The sequence below is a fragment of the Streptococcus oralis genome (assembly GCF_015561235.1).
In the GTDB taxonomy this organism is placed as follows: domain Bacteria; phylum Bacillota; class Bacilli; order Lactobacillales; family Streptococcaceae; genus Streptococcus; species Streptococcus oralis_BK.
Map to the genome: position 1 here is coordinate 946,677 of NZ_JADMTC010000001.1, position 21,025 is coordinate 967,701.

Here is a 21,025-nt window from a genome sequence, read left to right on the forward strand (position 1 = left end):
AGAACGGGGTAAAAGATAGTAGAATCTTTAAGGAAAATCATGTAAACGATTTTCCACAAATATAAATACAGCCTTATATGATTCGTTTCTCCGTAGCGGAATTGTGCAAAAGTTTTTTTCTTGTGTTAGAATTAAATCAAATAGGAGGATTTAAAAATGTTAACATACGATTTAATTGTCATTGGATTTGGTAAAGCCGGTAAGACTTTGGCTGCTAAGATGAATGCGGCTGGAAAAAAAGTTGCTGTCATCGAGCGCAGTAAAGCGATGTATGGTGGTACTTGCATTAATATTGCTTGTATCCCAACCAAGACTATGATTGTAGCGGCTGAAAAGGGCTGGTCATTTGACAATACCATGAAAGAGCGTGGTGCGGTGACTGGTCGTCTTAACGCTAAGAATTATAAAATGTTGGCCGATAATGGCGTTGATGTCATTGATGCAGAGGCACATTTCGTGTCAAATAAGGTGATCGAAATTCAAGCAGGTGATGAAAAACAAGAACTGACTGCTGAAACAATCGTCATCAACGCTGGTGCTGTTTCAAACGTCTTGCCAATTCCAGGACTTGCTACAAGTAAGAATGTCTTTGACTCAACAGGTATCCAAAACTTGGACAAATTACCAGAAAAACTTGGAGTCCTTGGTGGTGGAAATATCGGTCTTGAATTTGCAGGACTCTACAACAAACTTGGTAGCAAGGTCACAGTCCTAGATGCCTTGGATACATTCCTTCCTCGTGCAGAACCTTCCATCGCAGCTCTTGCTAAACAATACATGGAAGAAGACGGTATTGAATTGCTTCAAAACATCCATACTACTGAAATCAAAAACGACGGTGATCAAGTCCTCGTCGTAACTGAAAAGGAAACTTACCGTTTCGATGCCCTTCTCTACGCAACTGGACGTAAACCGAATGTAGAACCACTTCAACTTGAAAATACAGATATTGAACTAACGGAGCGTGGTGCTATCAAGGTCGACAAACACTGCCAAACAAACGTTCCTGGTGTCTTTGCAGTTGGAGACGTCAATGGTGGACTTCAATTCACCTACATTTCACTTGATGACTTCCGTGTTGTCTACAGCTACCTTGCTGGAGATGGCAGCTACACACTTGAAGACCGTCTCAATGTACCAAACACCATGTTCATCACACCAGCTCTTTCTCAAGTTGGCTTGACGGAAAGCCAAGCAGCTGATTTGAAACTCCCTTACGCTGTTAAGGAAATCCCTGTTGCTACTATGCCCCGTGGTCACGTAAATGGAGACCTTCGCGGAGCCTTCAAAGCTGTTGTCAATACTGAAACAAAAGAAATTATTGGTGCAACTATCTTCTCAGAAGGTTCTCAAGAAATCATCAACATCATCACTGTTGCCATGGACAACAAGATTCCTTACACTTACTTCACAAAACAGATCTTCACTCACCCAACCTTGGCTGAGAACTTGAATGACTTGTTTGCGATCTAAGTTGAGACTGATTTGTTAACCAACAGCCCTCATCGGGCTGTTTTTGTTTCTGCGAAATCTCAAATCTGTCTTTTCCCTCTTTTATGATATAATAGAAACATGAAATTAAAAACTACTTTGGGCCTCCTAGCTGGGCGTTCTTCTCACTTCATTTTGAGCCGTCTTGGCCGTGGAAGTACGCTCCCAGGAAAACTTGCCCTTCAATTTGATAAAGATATTTTACAAAACCTAGCTAAGAACTACGAGATTGTCGTGGTCACTGGAACCAATGGAAAAACCTTAACAACTGCCCTCACTGTCGGCATTTTAAAAGAGGTCTATGGTCAGGTTCTGACCAATCCTAGTGGCGCCAACATGATCACAGGGATTACGACAACCTTCTTGACGGCCAAATCCTCTAAAACTGGGAAAAACATTGCTGTTCTAGAAATTGACGAGGCCAGTCTATCTCGTATCTGTGACTATATCCATCCTAGCCTTTTTGTCATCACTAATATCTTCCGTGACCAGATGGACCGCTATGGTGAGATTTACACGACTTATAACATGATTTTGGATGCCATTCGTAAGGTGCCTACGGCTACTGTTCTCCTCAATGGTGACAGTCCGCTTTTCTACAAGCCAGCTATTCCAAATCCTGTAGAGTATTTTGGTTTTGACTTGGAAAAAGGGCCAGCCCAACTGGCTCACTACAATACCGAAGGTATTCTCTGCCCTGACTGTCAAGGTATCCTCAAATATGAGCACAATACCTATGCTAACTTGGGGGCCTATATCTGTGAAAATTGTGGTTGCAAACGTCCTGACTTGGACTACCGTCTGACAGACTTGGTTGAGTTGACCAACAATCGCTCCCGCTTTATTATTGACGGACAAGAATACGGCATCCAAATCGGTGGACTCTATAATATCTACAATGCCCTTGCTGCGGTCGCTATTGCCCGTTTCCTCGGTGCAGATTCGCAACGGATCAAGCAAGGATTTGACAAGAGCCGTGCTGTCTTTGGTCGTCAGGAAACCTTCCATATCGGTGACAAGGAATGCACCCTTATCTTGATTAAAAATCCTGTTGGCGCGACCCAAGCTATCGAGATGATTAAACTAGCACCTTATCCATTTAGCCTATCTGTCCTCCTCAATGCTAACTATGCTGATGGGATTGACACTAGCTGGATCTGGGATGCTGACTTTGAACAAATCACTGACATGGATATCCCTGAAATCAACGCTGGTGGTGTTCGTCATTCTGAAATCGCGCGTCGTCTACGGGTGACAGGATACCCAGCTGATAAAATCACTGAAACAAGTAGTCTGGAACAAGTTCTTAACACGATTGAAGCCCAAAACTGCAAGCATGCTTATATCCTTGCGACCTATACGGCTATGCTGGAATTCCGCGAGCTGCTGGCTAGTCGTCAGATTGTTAGAAAGGAGATGAACTAATGGTTTATACTTCACTTTCCTCAAAAGCTGGCAACTACCCTTATCAGCTCAACATCGCCCACCTCTATGGGAACCTCATGAATACCTATGGAGACAATGGAAACATCCTTATGCTCAAGTATGTGGCTGAAAAGCTGGGGGCTCATGTAACGGTTGACATCGTTTCTCTCCATGATGACTTTGACGAAAATCACTACGATATCGCCTTTTTCGGTGGCGGTCAAGACTTTGAACAAAGTATCATCGCAGGAGACCTACCTGCTAAAAAAGAGAGCATTGACAACTACATCCAAAACGACGGTGTAGTTCTGGCTATCTGCGGTGGTTTCCAACTATTGGGGCAATATTATGTTGAAGCCTCAGGCAAGCGCATCCAAGGTCTAGGGGTCATGGGTCACTACACCCTCAACCAGACCAATAACCGCTTTATCGGCGACATCAAGATTCACAATGACGAATTCGATGAAACCTACTATGGATTTGAAAATCATCAGGGCCGTACCTTCCTCTCAGATGACCAAAAACCACTGGGACAGGTAGTCTATGGAAATGGAAATAACGAAGAAAAGGTCGGCGAAGGGGTTCATTATAAGAATGTCTTTGGTTCTTACTTCCACGGGCCTATCCTCTCTCGTAATGCCAATCTAGCTTATCGCTTAGTCACTACTGCTCTCAAGAAAAAATACGGTCAGGACATCCAACTCCCTGCCTATGAGGATATTCTCAGTCAAGAAATCGCTGAAGAATACAGCGACGTGAAAAGCAAGGCTGACTTTTCTTAAACTAAGGAAAATTAGATAAAAGAACTCCACTATCTTGTCGGAGTTCTTTTTGCCTGTTCTTTTACCCTTCTCTCTTGCATTTTCTCTCTTTTTTTGCCAAAATAGAGAGGTAGAAAGAAGGTAGCATATGTCTAAATTACAACAAATCGTAACATATCTTGAATCAGAAAAACTAGACGTCGCTGTCGTATCTGACCCCGTCACTATTAATTACCTCACTGGTTTTTACAGTGATCCCCATGAACGCCAAATGTTCCTCTTTGTCCTAGCGGACCGGGAACCTCTCCTTTTTGTCCCAGCCCTTGAAGTGGAGCGTGCAAGCAGCACTGTTTCTTTCCCAGTAGTGGGCTATGTGGATTCTGAAAATCCATGGCAAAAAATCAAAAATGCCTTGCCACAGCACGACTTCAAACGTGTCGCTGTTGAGTTTGACAATCTCATCTTGACAAAATACCATGGCTTGAAAACAGTTTTTGAAACTGCTGAGTTTGAAAATCTCACTCCTCTCATCCAACGCATGCGCCTCATCAAATCAGCTGATGAAATGCAAAAAATGATGGTTGCAGGGCTCTATGCTGATAAAGCTGTAAAAGTTGGTTTTGATAATATCTCTCTTGATAAAACAGAGACAGATATCATCGCACAAATCGACTTCGCCTTAAAACGTGAAGGCTATGAAATGAGTTTTGATACCATGGTCTTGACTGGTGACAATGCTGCAAATCCACACGGAATTCCTGGTGCAAACAAGGTCGAAAAAGACGCCCTTCTCCTCTTTGACCTGGGTGTTATGGTCAATGGATACGCATCAGATATGACTCGTACAGTCGCTGTCGGCAAACCAGACCAATTCAAGAAAGATATTTACAACTTGACCCTTGAAGCCCAACAAGCTGCTCTTGACTTTATCAAACCTGGTGTGACTGCTCATGAAGTAGACCGCACTGCCCGTGAAGTCATCGAAAAAGCTGGTTACGGTGAGTACTTCAACCACCGTCTCGGTCACGGTATCGGTATGGATGTCCACGAATTCCCATCTATCATGGAAGGAAATGACATGGTCATCGAAGAAGGCATGTGCTTCTCTGTTGAACCAGGCATCTATATCCCTGGTAAAGTCGGCGTTCGTATTGAAGACTGCGGTGTTGTTACCAAGGATGGCTTTGACCTCTTTACAAGCACCAGCAAAGACTTGCTTTATTTTGATTAATATTCATCTAATACTCAATGAAAATCAAAGAGCAAACTAGGAAACTAGCCGCAGGCTGTACTTAAGTACGGAAAGGCGACGTTGACGCAGTTTGAATTTGATTTTCGAAGAGTATAAAATCTTCCCACAATAAAACGCATAGTATCAAGGTTTTTCAACACCTGATATTATGCGTTTTTCTGATTTTTAAAACTTTTCTCCAGCCGCTTTACTTAATTTTCTTAATACTTTGACTAAGCACAAACCCTACAACCATTCCCACGATATTTTGCAGGAAGTTTGGTAGGATTTCTGGTAGGGCTGCTGCCCATCCATTCATCAAAGTTGAACCCAAGGCGTAACCCCCCACCATAACAATCGTTGCTAAGATAAGGCCTAGACACTGAGTTTTTCCTTTAAATCCTGCGAAAAATCCTTGCAAGCCATGGTTGACCAAGCTAAAGAACATCCACTGAGGATAACCTGATAAGAGGTCAATCAAGAAACCTGCCAGTCCTCCGACTACCGCTCCTTCACGACTACCAAAGTAAAAGGCCGCAAAGAAGACACCCGCATCTAAAAGAGTTAGAATTCCTGTTGGTGTTGGAATCTTTAAGAAATAGCCTAGAACCACAGAAAGGGCGGTTAATAGGGATACAAGGGCGATTTTAGTTGTTTTGGTTTGCTTCATATTGTCTTACTCCATATTGATCTGCTTGTGCAATAGCACGGTAAACGAAAGCTTTAGAACTTTCTACTGCTGGTAAAAGTTCATCACCTTTAACCAAGTGACCGGCGATGCTTGAGGCAAAGGTACAACCTGCACCAGCATTTTGACCTTGAATGACAGGATTTTCTAGAACTGTAAAATTTTGTCCATCATAAAAGACATCCACAGCCTTGTCCTGACTAAGGCGATTGCCTCCCTTGATAATGACTGCTGGCGCTCCTAAATCATGCAATTTCTGCGCTGCAGCTTTCATATCTTCCAAAGTTTTGATTTCCTGACCCGCCAACAATTCTGCTTCAGGAAGATTTGGCGTAATCACACTGACATGAGGGAAAAAGAGAATCAACTCTTTACAGAGTTCACTGACAGCCACATCGTGCGTTTCCTTGCAGACCAAGACGGGATCCAATACCACAGGCACTCCTGGACGTTGCTTGATAAAGTTCAAGGCTTTCTCAGCCACACTGACAGTAGGGAGAAGACCAATCTTAATCCCTGCAAATTCCACATCACGCAAGCTATCCAATTCATGTTGAAAAATGGCATCGTCAGTTGGAAAGACTTCAAAGCCCTTTTCAGTCAAGGCCGTCAAACAAGTCACTGCTACAAAGCCATGCAAGCCGTTCAAGGTATAGGTAGCCAAATCAGCTGACAAACCACCACCACTAAAAATATCATTCCCAGAAAGGGCTAAAATACGATTATTCTTCATAACGAATCTCCTTTAAATACAAGCCATTCGGTGCAGCCGTTGGACCTGCTAGCTGTCTATCTTTTTTTTCTAAGATCAAGTCAATCTGCTCAACTGGCATTCGATTATTTCCGATTTTGAGCAGCGTCCCCACCATATTGCGAATCTGCTTATACAAGAATCCATTTCCTGAAAAGGTAAAGGTCAAAAACTGCCCTGTCTCATCAACACTAAGACTGGCTTCTGTAATGGTTCGAACCTTGTCCTCTACACTGGTTCCAGATGCTGTAAACCCGGTAAAATCATGAGTTCCCTCTAGCTTTTTGATTGCCATCTGCATCCGCTCCACCTCGAGCGGATAGGGAAAGTGAGTAGCGTAGTGACGACGCATAGGATTTTTGGGACGCCCCCTATCTACTATAAACTCATAGGTCTTGCTGTGTTTTGCATAACGGCAATGAAAATCATCCGCCACAAGCTCAATTGAAATCACATCGATATCTTCAGGAGACTGGGTATCCAGAGCAAAACGGAGTTTTTCCTCATCCATCTGATAGGGCAAGTCAAAATGAATCACCTGTCCCAAAGCATGAACCCCACTATCCGTCCGACCAGCACCGTGAACAGTGATGGCATGCCCCTTATTGAGTCTCGTTAAGGTTTTTTCGATTTCCTCTTGAACGCTCCGCGCATGAGGCTGGCGCTGAAAACCAGCAAATGCATACCCGTCATAGGAAATGATTGCTTTATATCTTGTCATAACTTCTATTTTATCAGGAAATAAAAGTGTAAACAAGTTTAAAAACCAATAATTGTCTGGGTACAAAATTCCCAAAAAGAAAAACTTAGGAAACCAATCCTAAGCTCTCTTTTGAAGTGCGTACATAACAAAGATAGAAGTGACAATCAACCAGCATCCCAGAATGGTGAAGACCAACATACCGTTTTGAGTGACCAGACCGATTGCCCCAAGAATGAAAGGTGTCGTAAAGGCTCCAAAGCTGCATCCTAGCACTGCAAAAGATGTTGCCTGATTAAGGAGCTTGGCTGGGATTCTTTCAGAAAGAAGCTGAAAGACAGTGGTCAAGGCCACACTGTAAGAAAAACCTGCCACAACACTTCCAACTACCATCACACCCAATGACGGAGACAAGGCAATCACAATCTGCCCCAATCCAAAGGTGATACCTGACCAAAGGAGCAACCTTTCTTTAAACAGAGAGATAAAGAAAGAAAAACTCACACCTGCCAAGATACCAATCAACTGCATGATACTTAAAACCAAACTCGATAACTGGGCATCCCCTAGACCTCTTTCCACCATCAGACTAGGAATACGAATGGTGATAGCTGTGTTGGTACAGACAACAACTGCTGCTTCGACAGCCAATAGAAAAATTAGGCCTTTCATCTGTCCTGTCAAACGAGTCGTTTCGGCCTCTTTTTTCTTTGTTTCTTTCTTTTCTTTCCCATAAGGGACGAAGAGCAGATAAAGAATCAATACTAAAAATCCCGCACTGTAGGCCAAGAAGGTCACTGTCCATCCCAAGGATAAGAGTTGACCTACCACTAGAGTCAAAATCGATGCCCCGACAACTTCTGCTGATCCGCGAAGACCCAACATCTGGATCCGTGTCTTTCCATGATAGCGTTCGCTGATGATGGAAATGGCCTTGGCATTGATCATTCCAACACCCAAGCCAAATAAAATCCGCATCGCAAAGACAAAGTTGTACTCCTGATACCAGAAAGGGGCTGTTCCACCGATAGAGAGAATGAGAAGTCCTAGACTAATCTGAAGTCGCTCAGGAAACAATCGCTCCAAAAACCCATTTAAAACCAGCATAATCATGATCCCAAAAGAAGGGAGACTGACCAGGAGCTCGATTTGTTCTTTGGGGTAGCCCTGATAATAGTCAAACATGGCTGGCAGAGCACTTGAGATGGAAAAGGAGGTAATCAAAACGAGGGAGAGGGCCAAAATACTAGCCCGTTCTAGATATTGTTTCATGGATTTTCTTTCTATATATTTCTATATTTCTCACTGTTGATCCTTTTAAAAGGAAGATGGCAAGAAAAGAAGGAGCCCAATTGAACTAGAGACTCCGTCCTAACTTTCCTCATAGGAAGACTATTTTCGCTTGATTTGCTTGATCAGATAGAAGATGAAGCCTGCAACCATATACGCCGCAAAAATGATCAAACACCATTTGATAACCACGTCCCAACCCTTGTTCACATTTAAAAAGAAATAAGGGAAGGGATTGTCCTTGGAATTCGGAATATTGAGTTTTAAGACCAGGCCGTTAAACAAGGCAAAAATCATATAAACCAAGGGCAAGATGGTCCACAAGACTGGATCCCAGATCTTGTATCGGCCCTGTTTATCAAAGAAGAGGGTGTCGGCTAAAAACCAGAGTGGAACGATATAGTGGCAAAGGAAATTTTCCACACGGTAAAAGTCTGTCGCAATCGGAGCAAGCATAAAATGGTAAATCACACAGGTAATCATGATACTCATGGTAACGCCACCCTTGAAACGAAGCAAGGTCGGACTTTGCCAATTTTCACCTGAACGGCTCATCACACGGAGCAGATAGCCAGTGAAAATCGTTACCAGAAGATTGGACAACACTGTGTAGTAAAGGAGCATACCAAAACCACCATGCTTGGTGATCTCTAAATAAACCCCTGTAAATGCCGCTAAGAACAAGAGAACACGACTATAAAAGATAAATTTGTAGTTCAGTTTCATGGCTAGATTTTCTTAACAAATTCTGACTTGAGTTTCATAGCTCCAAAACCATCAATCTTACAGTCGATGTTGTGGTCACCTTCTACGATACGGATATTTTTAACACGAGTTCCTTGTTTCAAATCCTTTGGCGCACCTTTTACTTTCAAGTCCTTGATTAGGGTTACAGTATCGCCGTCGGCTAATTTATTTCCGTTGGCATCGATAGCAACAACACCTTCTTCTACTTCTGCAACTTCTGCAGGGTTCCATTCATAGGCGCACTCTGGGCAGACCAAGAGACTTCCGTCCTCGTAGACATATTCTGAATTACATTTTGGGCAATTTGGTAAATTGTTCATAGGTTCTCCTTATAACATTTCACTATTCTTTGAAAATCAAAATTTCTCGAACAGCAACTATTATACCGTAAAATCCTACTTTTGACAATGTGTCCTAAGTCTAGCAGACAAAAAAGTCATGCAACTTTTTACAGTTACATGACTTTTAAAAGATGATTGGTCATGGGCACTTATCAAGCGCCTCATGATAAAAGGGGTAGCAACTATATCTTACAAACCAGGAGCTTGTCCAAGTTCTGCTGCAATCATCCAAACTGTTTTCTCAAGTTCAGCCTTAGCACCAACAAAGATATCGTTTGTAACATCATCGCCTTCTTCATCTGTCACATCCAAAGCTTTTTGGAAAAGAGCGATGAGGTAGCGGTAAATCGCTAGAACACGTTCCAAGCTTTCTTCAACGTTACGGAATTCTCCTTCTTCTTCTTCGATTTCACTGTGTTGAAGGAATTCTGTCAAAGTTGAGTAAGGTTTGCCACCAAGGGTAATCAAACGTTCGCTGATTTCATCAAGATAGCCATCAAGGCTGTCCATGTATTCATCCATTTTTGGATGCCATACGAGGAAACCACGACCACGCATATACCAGTGAACTTGGTGAAGGGCAATGTGAGCCACATACAAGTCCGCTACTGCTTGGTTCAATACTTCCTTTGTTTTTGCCAATGCTACTGGCGCTGTTTTAGATAATGTTGTAACGTCTTTTACTGCTTCTTTTTTCAATTCAACCATATTTCTTACCTCTTTCATTTTTTTGTAACCATCTTCTTAGTGGTTACAATATAAGTATACTACTACCAGAAAACGATAGCAAGGAAAGTGTACTATCTGAGAAAAGTTGTAATAGACTGATAATTTAAGAATAGCCTGGACAGTTTTAATTAGCCGACTTGCTCGGATTTACTTGAAAATTGGCTTTGATACAGGTCATAATAAAAACCTTTTGCTTGGAGCAAGCTTTCATGATTTCCCTGCTCAATAATCTGTCCATCCTTAAGAACGAGAATCTTGTCTGCTTCTTGAATGGTAGAGAGACGGTGGGCGATGACAAAGCTAGTTCTTCCCTTCATCAAGCGTTTCATAGCTTTTTGAATCAAGAGTTCCAAACGGGTATCAACAGAGGAAGTTGCTTCATCCAGAATGAGAATTTTAGGATTGGCTAGGAGAGCACGCGCGATGGTCAAGAGTTGTTTTTGCCCGAGGGAAATATTACTTGACTCTTGGTTCATCTCCATGTTGTAACCGCCAGGAAGAGTTCGGATAAAGTGGTCTACATTTGCTGCTTTGGCAGCTTCTATTATTTCCTCGTCACTGGCGTCAAGATTTCCAAAACGTAGGTTTTCTTTGATCGTACCTTCATAAAGCCAAGCATCCTGCAAGACCATCCCAAACTGACGGCGATAGTCTTGACGTGACAACTGGCGAATATCCTGCCCGTCAACCAAGATTGCGCCTGCTGTGACATCGTAAAAGCGCATAAGCAGATTGATTAAGGTCGTCTTACCAGCTCCAGTAGGACCGACAATCGCCACCATCTCTCCCGGTTGAACTTCCAGATTAAAGTCTCGAATCAATGGTTTGTTTTCAACATACTGGAAGTCAACAAGTTGGAAGGTCACCTGACCTGTTAAGGGTTCAAGGATTTCGAGTTCTTCTCCCTTGACTTCCTCTGTCTCATCCAAGATATCGAAGATGCGGTCTAGCGAAGACTTAGCACTTTGCATTTGACCCGCAAGTTGTGTGATGTTTTGAATAGGCTGGCTGATCTGCCAAACGTACTGAACAAAGGCCTGCATATTCCCCACTGTCAAACGACCCGCAATCACTTGCAAACCACCAAGAACTGCAACGATCAGATAGGTTAAGTCCGATACAGCATGAAGGGCTGGCATCATAAGCCCAGAGATAAAGCTGGCTTTAAAGCCAACACGTTGGAGGTCGTCAGTAATCTTAGAAAATTCTTTATGAGAAGTTTCCTCACGACCGTAGAGTTTCAAGACATTAAAACCTGTAAGATTTTCCTGCACATAGCCATTCATCCGTCCTAAAATAGCCGCCTGCTCTTTAAAATAAGGCTGAGAACGTTTCAGGATACTTCTTGCACCGAAATAGGTCACTGGAATGGATAGAATCACCACTATAGCCAGTTGAAAGTTCAAGTATAAAACCATTCCCATGACGAGAACAATCGTCAAAACGGCATTTACAATTTGGAGAAAAGACTGTTGAAGAGCATTAGACACTGTCTCAACGTCACTGGTAAAGCGCCCCAATAAATCACCAAATTGGTGTTTGTCAAAGAAAGATACTGGGATACGATTGATTTTCTCGGTCATTTCATTTCGCAGATCCTGGGTCATAGACTGGACCGCATTGGTCATGAAATAGTTAGAATAATAAGAACCAAGTTCATACAAGAGACCTCTAAAGAGGTAAATGATTAAAACAGTTCCGATGTAGCCAGTATTGATACGAGCGCCTGAAAGACCATTAGCCATATCTAAGAAATTTTTTGTCAACTCCGTAATGGCTAGCCCCAAGACAAAAGGCTCCAAGACACTCATGACCACACTCAAAATTTTTAGAAAGACTGCAAAGAAGACAGAAAAACGGTAGGCTTTCAAATAGCTCCACAAACGAGCCAAACTAGATTGTGTTTTCATATTTCCTCCTATTCTTCTGTTAGAGATGCATTTTTCAACTGCGACTCAGCAATCTCACGATAGATGGCATTTGTCTCCATCAATTCTTCATGTCGACCACGACCCACGATTTCACCCTTATCCAGAACGATGATCTGGTCCGCATCCATGATGGTTCCGACACGTTGAGCAACAATTAAAACCGTTGCATTCTGTGTTACTTCCTTGAGACGACGGCGCAAAATGGCATCCGTACGATAATCCAAGGCTGAGAAAGAATCGTCAAAAATATAGATATCAGGATTCTTTATAACCGCTCTGGCAATTGAGAGACGTTGTTTCTGTCCCCCAGAAAGATTGCTTCCACCTTCAGCTAGATGGGTCGCAAAGCCTTCTTCTCGGCTTTCGATAAAATCTTTGGCTTGCGCCACGTCCGCTGCCTGATGTAGATCTTTATGACTAGCATCTTCCTTCCCATAGCGGATATTTTCAGCGATAGTTCCTGTAAAAAGCAAGGCCTTCTGAGGGATAAAACCAATCTTTTGACGGAGAGACTTGAGGCGGTAATCTCTCACATCGACACCATCAACCTTGATTTTTCCAAGTGTGACATCGTAAAAACGTGGAATCAATTGCACAAGAGAGGACTTGCCCGATCCGGTCGATCCGATAAAGGCAATGGTTTCACCCGGTTTAGCGCTGAACGAAATGTTATGCAAAACAGGATTTTCCGTCTCACCAGGATAGGCAAAGGTGACATTTTCAAATTCCAAATAACCGTGGGTTGCTGTCTCTCTAACGCCTCCTTCATTGGGATCAATAGAAATCGGCATATCCATGACTTCTTTCAACCGTTCACTCGAAACGGCTGTACGAGGATACATGGTGAAGAGATTGGATAGGAAAAGGAAGGACAAGAGAGCGTGGAAACTATATTCGATAAAGGCAACCAGGTCCCCAATTTGTAAGTTCCCTTGTTTGATAGGATCCAGAGCAAACCAGACAATAGCTACTATCATAGCAATGATAATCTGAACAAACAAAGGTTCCGTCAAACCGGTTAGTTTAAACAGACGATTGGAATTGGCTGCATAGACTGCATTTTGTCCTGCAAAGCGTTCCTCTTGAAACTCCTCACGGGCAAAGGCACGAATGACACGGAGTCCCATCAGATTTTCCCTGGCATATTGGTTTATCTTATCTAAGGTAGCCTGCTGTTTCTCTGATAATGGTCGAGTCTTGACCGCTACATAAATGACCACCACGGCTAAGAAAGGTACTGCAAAGGCCACTATCCAGGCTAATGACGGACTGGTCAGGAAGATCATTAAGATACTAGACAGCATCATCATGGGGGTGATGACACCCAGTTTTAAGGTCTGTTCTGCAAACTGCATGAGAACAAAGGCATCACTGGTAATGCGAGTAACCAGTGAAGACACTCCAATCTTTTCATATTCATGATGAGAATACTCTTGTAATTTGGCATAGAGATCATCCCTCATATCCTTGACCATATTGGTCGTCAGCTTACTAGCAGCGTAGGCTAAGACTATACGCCCCAAGGTTCCACATAGGATAATCACCAGCATAATTGCAGCCCAAACATACAATTGCTGTTCATTCCCTTTATTCACACCTTCATCAATCATCCGAGCCAGAACAGTTGGCAGTCCAAGATTGACAATAACAAAGAAAACCGCTCCAAAGAAATCCAAGAATAACCACTTGGGATATTTTTTCAAATAAGACCAAATATAGAGCATTACTCCCCCTTTCATAACTTTTTGATATAGAAAAGAGCGCGCATCTGCACGCCTTTCTTTCCCTAAGGAACTTTCCTAGTCTAGAAAAATCCCTCTTTCACAAGAATGCCCCAAGTAAAAACAAGACAGGCAGTCAAAGTCACCTAGTACTTTCGACTGTCTGTCTGGAATAAGCTAGATTATTTTACAAAATCAAGCAATGCCAAGAAGCTTTCAGCTTCAAGTGATGCTCCACCAACAAGAGCTCCGTCCACATCTGGGCAAGCCATGTATGAAGCAACGTTTTCAGGTTTAACTGAACCACCGTATTGAACACGAACTTTGTCCGCAACTTCTTGACCGAAGTCAGCAGCTACAACGTCACGAACAACTTTACACATTTTTTGTGCGTCGTCTTGTGAAGCTGATTTACCAGTACCGATAGCCCAGATTGGCTCGTAAGCGATAACTGTTGAAGCAACTTGTTCAGCTGTCAAGCCAGCCAATGCAGCAGATACTTGAGCACCTACGAATTCAGCTGCTTTACCAGCTTCGTAAGTTTCAAGTGACTCACCACAACAAATGATTGGAAGCATACCGTTTGCAAAAATTGCTTTTGCTTTTTTGTTGATATCTTCGTCAGTTTCATGGAAGTAGTCACGACGTTCTGAGTGACCGATCACAACGTAGTCTGTACCGATTTCTTTCAAAACTTGTGGGCTAGTTTCACCAGTGAACGCACCTGCATTTTCAAAGTAGCAGTTTTGAGCAGCAACTTTAAGGTTTGAACCTTTAGCAGCAGCAAGAACAGATGTCAAATCAACTGCAGGAGCTGCGATACCTGCTTCAACAAGGTCTGATGAAGGAAGTTTTGATGCAACGGCTTCAACGAATGCTTTTGCTTCTTCTGGATTTTTGTTCATTTTCCAGTTACCAGCGATAAATGGTTTACGTGACATTTCACATACCTCTTTTTTCATTTTATTCACTATTATTCTATCATATTTATAAGGAGCTTGCAAACCTTACTCTAATTTTCAAGATTTTTCAAGCGACTAATCTTGCCACAAATTCATGGCATCGAGGAAATCAGCCGAAGCCTGAACTTGTTTGGGATTGTTTGCTTCTCTCTCAGCTCGTTTAGCTTCCACTTGGGCCACAGAATGGATACCTTCATGACGCCAATTCCGAAGGATAGCCTGAATATATTTCCAGTTTGGTTTACCATTTAGAACGGCCTCTCGAAGAGCTTCCTTGATCAAATCCGCCTTGATTCCATCGTCTTTGACTGTCTTAGAAAGATCTTCGATTTCAAATGGTGTTAACAAGCGCCCCAATTCCTGCTGGAAAGTCTCAACCAGATCCTTCAATCGATTTTGCGGATTTGGGGCAGTTGCAGCTGAAGTTTGAGTATCTAACAAGCTATCCAAGCGTTCAAAAGCCAAACTAGCATCAAAAATAAGCTCAATTTCCCCATTTAGTTCAATGGTCTGATATTGCAGCAAACCATTTTCAGTTAAGTTTGAAATAGACTGGTTGACATCTGCTACCTCTTTACCAATAATTTCAGCAATCTGGCTAGGCGAAACATCTCCTAAGGCTGTGGTGTTTTGTAGATAGAAAAATTGCCAGACGAGAAAATCTTCGCTGGAAGGAAAGAGTTCCTTAAAATGCAAGAGCAGGGCACTTGGCAAAACCAAGTTCCCTGATTTAAAAGCGTCAAAATATGTCATAATTCCTCTTATAAATATCCAAATGAAGCCGCATCGTCCTCTACCTTTTTCCAGTCAAAGGGAGTTTCCTGATAGACAGCATAGTTAACCCAGTTACTGAAAAAGAGGGCAGCTGATGAAGACCAACAGAGACACGGTGTCTCATTCACATCATCATTTTTGAAGTAATTTTCCGGAATGTGAGGATTAAGTCCTGACTCACAATCACGAAAATACTCTTTTGCTAGAGTATCACGGTCATATTCTAAATGACCAAAACTATAAATCTCACGCAGATCCCGACTAGCTAAAATTGAAACGCCGACTTGTTCTCCCTCAGAGAGGATTTCCAGATTGGTTTTTCCTAGTATCTCTTCCTTATAGATTTCTGTATGACGAGAATGGGGAGCCACATAGCTATCATCAAAACCACGAAAGAGAAGATGGCCCTCTTTCAGGGTATCCTGCGGGTAAATGCCTGACAGTTTCTGCTTCATCTGGTGTTTTTCAATTCCATAGCGAGCATAAAGACCTGCTTGAGCACCCCAGCAGATATGCAGGGTAGAAAAAACATGCGTCTTGGACCATTCGATAACCTGCTTGAATTCCTCCCAGTAATCTACCTCTGCAAAAGGCAAATGCTCCACTGGTGCTCCCGTGATAATCATTCCATCAAAAAAGTCATCCTTGACCTCTGGAAAGGTCTTATAGAAGGTTTCCATATGTTCGGCACGGGTTGTCTTGGAATGATGCGTTTCCATATATAAGAAATCAATATCTAATTGCAACGGTGTATTCGCCAAATGCCGCAAGAGTTGCGTTTCTGTCACCATCTTTTGGGGCATGAGATTTAAAATCAAAATCTTCAAGGGGCGAATATCCTGATGAGCGGCCCGTTGGTCGTCCATCACAAAGATATTTTCTGTCCTTAAAATCTCCACAGCTGGTAATTTTTTATCAAGTCGAATCGGCATAATACCCTCCTAACAGTTCTCTATTTCGAGAATGATCTTGTCTGTTTGAAAGCAAAAACCTCCAAATACTTCTTCCCTATATTATACTGTATGAAGATATAGTTTTCAATTATAGTTTTTCTCTAACTAGCTATAGTTAATTTATATAGCGGATGAAGAGAAAACAGCTCCAAGGACTGTTTTTTATTAATAATGCATAAGTACCTTGTAATCGTAATCTCCGATTTTTTCTCGGCCCTTAAGCTCATCCAGTTCAATCAAGAAAGCACAGCCTGCTACAATTCCACCAAGTCTTTCAATCATCTCAATTGTTGCCTTGACAGTCCCGCCTGTTGCTAAGAGATCATCTACGATGAGAACGCGTTGGCCTGGCTTGATTGCATCAGCATGCATGGTCAAGGTATCAATACCATATTCTTTCTCATAGTCAGCAGAAATCACTTCACGTGGCAATTTCCCTGGTTTACGAACAGGTGCAAAGCCAATTCCTAACTCGAAAGCAACTGGGCATCCGACAATAAATCCACGAGCCTCTGGGCCCACGATCATGTCAATTTTTTTGTCTGTTGCATACTGAACAATTTCACGAACAGCATAGCTATAAGCATTTCCATCTGCCATCAAAGGGCTGATATCACGGAAGGTAATGCCTTCCTTAGGATAATTTTCAATCGTTGCGATATAATCTTTTAAATTCATCTTTTTCTTTCTTTCAAAGTTTTTTACTCTCTATTATACCATATTTTCTGTGAAAGAAGAAGAGGAAAAGCACTATTGCTACAAACCTGATCAATGAACTGATTTTTCTAAAAGGTCATACTCATAAAAAAAACGAGCACTTTCGTACTCGTCTTCTCTTTTATAAACTACTAATTAAAGTGAGTTTACGTCAACTTTGATACCAACACCTTGAGTAGTTGTGATTGTCAAGTTTGTTACGTAAGTTCCTTTAGCTGTAGCTGGTTTTGATTTTTGGATTGTTTCGTTGAAAGCTTTGAAGTTTTCAACCAATTTTTCAGCTTCAAATGATACTTTACCGATGATTGCTTGAACGTTACCTGCACGGTCAGCACGGTAAGTAATTTTACCACCTTTAGACTCTTCAACTGCTTTAGCAACATCCATTGTTACAGTACCAGTTTTAGGGTTTGGCATCAAGTTACGTGGTCCAAGGACACGTCCAAGACGTCCAACAAGAGCCATCATGTCAGGTGTAGCGATAACTACGTCAAAGTCCAACCAACCGTCGTTGATTTTCGCAACAAGGTCATCTTCACCAACAAAGTCTGCACCAGCAGCTTTTGCTTCTTCAGCTTTTGCACCACGTGCGAAAACAAGAACGCGTGAAGTTTTACCAGTTCCGTTTGGCAATACCATTGCTCCACGGATTTGTTGGTCAGCTTTTTTTACGTCGATGTTCAAGTTGTAAGCAACTTCTACAGTTGCGTCAAATTTTGCAAAGTTAGTTTCTTTTGCAAGTGCTACAGCTTCTTCTACACTGTATGCTTTTGTGCTGTCGATTTTCTCAAGAGCAGCACGAAGTTGTTTGCTTTTTTTAGCCATTTTCTATTCTCCTTGTAAGTGGTTCAATCGATTTTCATCTCCCACGTCACTCCTCGAAATGATGAAGTCTTGCGGGTTTTCAGTCTATTATTTTCCTTTTCCTACTTCGTTCAGTTCCTTTGCTGTACCTAAGTACAAGCCTCAGTCACTTGCCTAGTATGAAAAGCAACTAATAGACTGCTGTGAGATTTTCTACTGTGTTATTGATTAGTCAACAACAGTGAATCCCATAGAACGAGCAGTACCTTCGATCATACGCATTGCAGACTCAATGTTTGCTGCGTTCAAATCTGGCATCTTAGTTCCTGCAATTTCTTGTACTTGTGCACGAGTAACTGTAGCAACTTTAGTTTTGTTAGGTGTACCTGATCCTTTTTCAACACCTGCAGCTTTTTTCAAAAGAACAGCAGCTGGTGGTGTTTTTGTAACGAAAGTAAATGATTTGTCTTCGTATACTGAGATAACAACTGGAATGATCATACCAGCTTGGTCAGCTGTACGAGCGTTGAACTCTTTTGTGAATCCCATGATGTTGATACCAGCTTGACCAAGAGCAGGTCCAACTGGTGGAGCTGGTGTAGCTTTACCAGCAGGGATTTGCAATTTTACAAGTTTTTCGACTTTTTTAGCCATTTTTAAATCCTCCTTTGTGGTTTTGGCGGTAATGTAAGATTTTTACCTCCCACAAGTATGCTTTACACATACCCATCTATTATACACTATTTATCTAAAAATGCAAGAGAAAAATTTCTTTTTTAATCGACGTAATCTCCGCCTTCAAAGCCATAGTATTCTTCCAAACTAAGGCCACTTGCAGCAATTTCTTTGGCCTCTTTTCCGACGTAGCGAAGATGCCATTCTTCCGCCATATAGCCAGTCTCTTTTTCCTTGCCTTTGAGATAGCGAACAACAAAGCCATAGTCAGCCGCATGATCCAAGAGCCACTGAGCTGCTTTTTCTTCTGTTACCAATTCTCCATTAGTCCCAATCAAATCAAAAGCAAGACCTGTTTGGTGTTCACTGTATCCAGGGCGAGCTGAGTAGCGATCTGCTGCTTCCTTACCGTCTTGATTCACATAGTCTTGATAAAGTTTGGTTTGAGTTTCATAACTTCTAAAACCACTGTAATGATCGCTGATTGGGTAGCCAGCTGCTTGCATTGCTGCAATGAGTTTCAGCAACTCTGCTTTAGCTGTTGGATTTTCTCCTGGATTATAGTCTTTTGACAAAGGATAGTGCTTATTAGCTACGACGATTTCATCGTATTTTCCTTGTATACTATAGTGATCTCCCTTATTGACAACTTCTGCCTTCTTCTGACTAGAAGCTTGAGATTTGCTTCCTACAGTTCCTTCAGATTGGCTAGTTTGTTCCGTTTTTTGAGTATTTTCTTCATTTTTAGGTTGTTCTTGAGAACATGCTGCTAGGGTTACTGCTAGCAAACCGGATAAAACGATATATCTTTTTTTCATTTTTTTCTTCCTCTCTTAGGCCAAGTGCTTCTCTAATTCATCGGATAAGGCTTTAATCATTTGTTCCAACTCACGGGATTGCACTTGGCAATCTTCTGCCGCCATTTCTTCCCAGGGCACCCACCAGACTGGACCACGACCATTCAATCCATGACCCCTCATATCACCTGATCGTCTTGGAAAGAGGTGCCAGTGGGCGTGGGCATCTCCATTTCCTAGCAGTTCGATGTTCATCTTTTCAGCTTTAAACGCTTTGGCAACAGCTTCTTGGACCAAACTCATTTCCTCTAGAAAACGAAGTTTTACAGAAGTCTCCATATGGTGGAGTTCTGTGACATGCTCCTTTGCTAGAAATAAGGTATAGCCCTTAAAGTATTGATGGTCTCCAATAACAACATAGCCTGTTTCTAGTTCTTTTACAAAGTAGGGATTTTCCCCTGCCTTGATCCATTCAATTCTTTGACAAATCAAGCACATATTAGTCTACCAATGCACTCTTGAGATAGGCGTCTACCATACGTTCAGTCGCCATGACCGAATCAATGTGTGTTCGTTCGTAAGAGTGACTGGATTCAATACCAGCTCCAAGGAGGGCATGTTTGACCTCGGCTCCTGCTGACATAGCTGCCGAAGCATCCGAACCGTAAAATGGATAGATGTCGAGCTTAAATGGAATATCTTGCTCCTTTGCCAAAGCTACCAAGTGTTGACGAAAGTCATAGTGATAGGGACCTGAAGCGTCCTTGACACAGATAGATACTGTGTACTCATCCGTCTGCTGGTCATCTCCCATTGCCCCCATATCGACAGCTAGATATTCCACCACTTGAGTTGGAATATTAGAGTTAGCACCGTGGCCCACCTCTTCGAAGACTGAAAAAGCAAAATGAGTTGTTACTGGTAATTCAAGCCCCTCTTCCTTATAAACACGAAGAAGATTGAGCAAAATCGCTGCGCTGACTTTGTCATCCAAGTGACGTGACTTGATAAAACCAGTCTCTGTCACGACAGTTCGCGGGTCAAAACTGATAAAGTCGCCAACCTCGATGCCCAAGGCGCGGGTTTCTTTTTCATTACTTACTTTTGCATCCAAACGCACTTCCATATTGTCCTGTGTGCGTTCTGCAGTTCCTGCATCCTTGTAGACATGGCAAGAAGTTTGATGGATGAGGATGGTCCCAGATACCGTTTGACCTGTGCTAGCCACATGAACGGTACAGTTCTCCCCTTCAATCATGTTCCAAGGGAAACCACCGATACGATCCAATTTGAGACGACCATCCGGTTTGACAGCACGGACAATAGCACCCAGCGTATCCACGTGGGCAGTCACATAGCGGTGTTGTTCATCATTTTGACCTTTAATGGTCACATTGACACCGCCCTTAGCTGTACGAACAGGCTGGTAACCAAGTTTCTCTAAAGTATGAACTAGATAGTCTGAGATCTCACGAGTAAAGCCTGTTGGAGATGCAATTGCGGTTAGTTCTTTGATATAGTTTATAGTATGATTCAT

Annotated in this window: 22 protein-coding genes; 4 read left to right on the forward strand and 18 right to left on the reverse strand. The window is 42.3% G+C overall.

Annotated elements, in window-relative coordinates; all coding sequences use genetic code 11:
• Positions 1-156 precede the first annotated feature (156 nt).
• The 4 genes from I2H52_RS04835 (at position 157) to I2H52_RS04850 (ending at position 4,908) form a co-directional block, all read left to right on the forward strand.
• Entirely contained in the window at positions 157-1,473 is a 1,317-nt protein-coding gene (locus I2H52_RS04835) for an FAD-containing oxidoreductase (RefSeq protein ID WP_045617495.1), read from the forward strand.
• A 99-nt stretch (positions 1,474-1,572) separates the two neighbouring features.
• Positions 1,573-2,916, forward strand: coding sequence for a lipid II isoglutaminyl synthase subunit MurT (gene murT / locus I2H52_RS04840; RefSeq protein WP_045617496.1), 1,344 nt, complete (start codon positions 1,573-1,575; stop codon positions 2,914-2,916).
• Complete coding sequence (gatD, locus tag I2H52_RS04845; protein WP_057488621.1) at positions 2,916-3,698, forward strand: lipid II isoglutaminyl synthase subunit GatD; 783 nt, start codon at positions 2,916-2,918, stop codon at positions 3,696-3,698. The genes murT and gatD overlap by 1 nt, the downstream gene beginning before the upstream one ends.
• Positions 3,699-3,825: 127 nt before the next feature.
• Entirely contained in the window at positions 3,826-4,908 is a 1,083-nt protein-coding gene (locus tag I2H52_RS04850) for a M24 family metallopeptidase (protein WP_195594509.1), read from the forward strand.
• 208 nt (positions 4,909-5,116) lie between these two features.
• Here I2H52_RS04850 and I2H52_RS04855 read toward each other — a convergent pair whose 3' ends face one another.
• The 18 genes from I2H52_RS04855 to I2H52_RS04940 form a co-directional block, all read right to left on the reverse strand.
• Positions 5,117-5,578, reverse strand: a complete 462-nt coding sequence (locus I2H52_RS04855) for an ECF transporter S component (RefSeq protein WP_045617500.1) — start codon at positions 5,576-5,578, stop codon at positions 5,117-5,119.
• Positions 5,556-6,329: a bifunctional hydroxymethylpyrimidine kinase/phosphomethylpyrimidine kinase gene (locus I2H52_RS04860; protein WP_045617501.1), complete on the reverse strand. Its 774-nt coding sequence runs from the start codon at positions 6,327-6,329 to the stop codon at positions 5,556-5,558. Before I2H52_RS04860 ends, I2H52_RS04855 begins: the two co-directional genes overlap by 23 nt.
• On the reverse strand, positions 6,319-7,068 hold the full coding sequence (gene truA / locus I2H52_RS04865; RefSeq protein ID WP_045617986.1) for a tRNA pseudouridine(38-40) synthase TruA: 750 nt from the start codon (positions 7,066-7,068) through the stop codon (positions 6,319-6,321). The genes I2H52_RS04860 and truA overlap by 11 nt, the downstream gene beginning before the upstream one ends.
• Before the next feature lie 99 nt (positions 7,069-7,167).
• Positions 7,168-8,319, reverse strand: coding sequence for an MFS transporter (locus I2H52_RS04870; RefSeq protein ID WP_045617502.1), 1,152 nt, complete (start codon positions 8,317-8,319; stop codon positions 7,168-7,170).
• A gap of 120 nt (positions 8,320-8,439) precedes the next feature.
• Positions 8,440-9,063 (reverse strand): Pr6Pr family membrane protein, encoded by a 624-nt coding sequence (locus I2H52_RS04875; protein WP_045617503.1) that lies wholly within the window; start codon positions 9,061-9,063, stop codon positions 8,440-8,442.
• A gap of 2 nt (positions 9,064-9,065) precedes the next feature.
• On the reverse strand, positions 9,066-9,404 hold the full coding sequence (locus I2H52_RS04880) for a zinc ribbon domain-containing protein YjdM (protein WP_001061600.1): 339 nt from the start codon (positions 9,402-9,404) through the stop codon (positions 9,066-9,068).
• Between the two features lie 210 nt (positions 9,405-9,614).
• On the reverse strand, positions 9,615-10,133 hold the full coding sequence (locus tag I2H52_RS04885; protein ID WP_084872675.1) for a Dps family protein: 519 nt from the start codon (positions 10,131-10,133) through the stop codon (positions 9,615-9,617).
• A gap of 149 nt (positions 10,134-10,282) precedes the next feature.
• Complete coding sequence (locus I2H52_RS04890; RefSeq protein WP_195594512.1) at positions 10,283-12,064, reverse strand: ABC transporter ATP-binding protein; 1,782 nt, start codon at positions 12,062-12,064, stop codon at positions 10,283-10,285.
• 8 nt (positions 12,065-12,072) lie between these two features.
• Positions 12,073-13,809 (reverse strand): ABC transporter ATP-binding protein, encoded by a 1,737-nt coding sequence (locus I2H52_RS04895; protein ID WP_195594515.1) that lies wholly within the window; start codon positions 13,807-13,809, stop codon positions 12,073-12,075.
• Between the two features lie 179 nt (positions 13,810-13,988).
• Entirely contained in the window at positions 13,989-14,747 is a 759-nt protein-coding gene (tpiA, locus tag I2H52_RS04900) for a triose-phosphate isomerase (protein ID WP_195594516.1), read from the reverse strand.
• Positions 14,748-14,843: 96 nt separating this feature from the next.
• Positions 14,844-15,521, reverse strand: a complete 678-nt coding sequence (locus I2H52_RS04905) for a DnaD domain-containing protein (protein ID WP_195594519.1) — start codon at positions 15,519-15,521, stop codon at positions 14,844-14,846.
• An 8-nt stretch (positions 15,522-15,529) separates the two neighbouring features.
• Positions 15,530-16,474, reverse strand: a complete 945-nt coding sequence (metA, locus tag I2H52_RS04910; RefSeq protein ID WP_045617510.1) for a homoserine O-acetyltransferase MetA — start codon at positions 16,472-16,474, stop codon at positions 15,530-15,532.
• Between the two features lie 186 nt (positions 16,475-16,660).
• Positions 16,661-17,173 (reverse strand): adenine phosphoribosyltransferase, encoded by a 513-nt coding sequence (locus I2H52_RS04915; protein WP_001049315.1) that lies wholly within the window; start codon positions 17,171-17,173, stop codon positions 16,661-16,663.
• A 174-nt stretch (positions 17,174-17,347) separates the two neighbouring features.
• Complete coding sequence (gene rplA / locus I2H52_RS04920; protein ID WP_001085676.1) at positions 17,348-18,037, reverse strand: 50S ribosomal protein L1; 690 nt, start codon at positions 18,035-18,037, stop codon at positions 17,348-17,350.
• A 207-nt stretch (positions 18,038-18,244) separates the two neighbouring features.
• The gene (gene rplK, locus I2H52_RS04925; RefSeq protein ID WP_045617512.1) at positions 18,245-18,670 is read right to left on the reverse strand and encodes a 50S ribosomal protein L11; all 426 of its coding nucleotides are present in this window, start codon (positions 18,668-18,670) and stop codon (positions 18,245-18,247) included.
• A 122-nt stretch (positions 18,671-18,792) separates the two neighbouring features.
• Entirely contained in the window at positions 18,793-19,509 is a 717-nt protein-coding gene (gene ldcB / locus I2H52_RS04930) for an LD-carboxypeptidase LdcB/DacB (protein WP_045617514.1), read from the reverse strand.
• 15 nt (positions 19,510-19,524) lie between these two features.
• Entirely contained in the window at positions 19,525-19,986 is a 462-nt protein-coding gene (locus I2H52_RS04935) for an HIT family protein (protein ID WP_045617515.1), read from the reverse strand.
• 1 nt (position 19,987) lies between these two features.
• Positions 19,988-21,025 carry a M42 family metallopeptidase gene (locus I2H52_RS04940; RefSeq protein WP_045617517.1) on the reverse strand — a complete coding sequence of 346 codons (1,038 nt, stop codon included), beginning with the start codon at positions 21,023-21,025 and terminating at the stop codon, positions 19,988-19,990.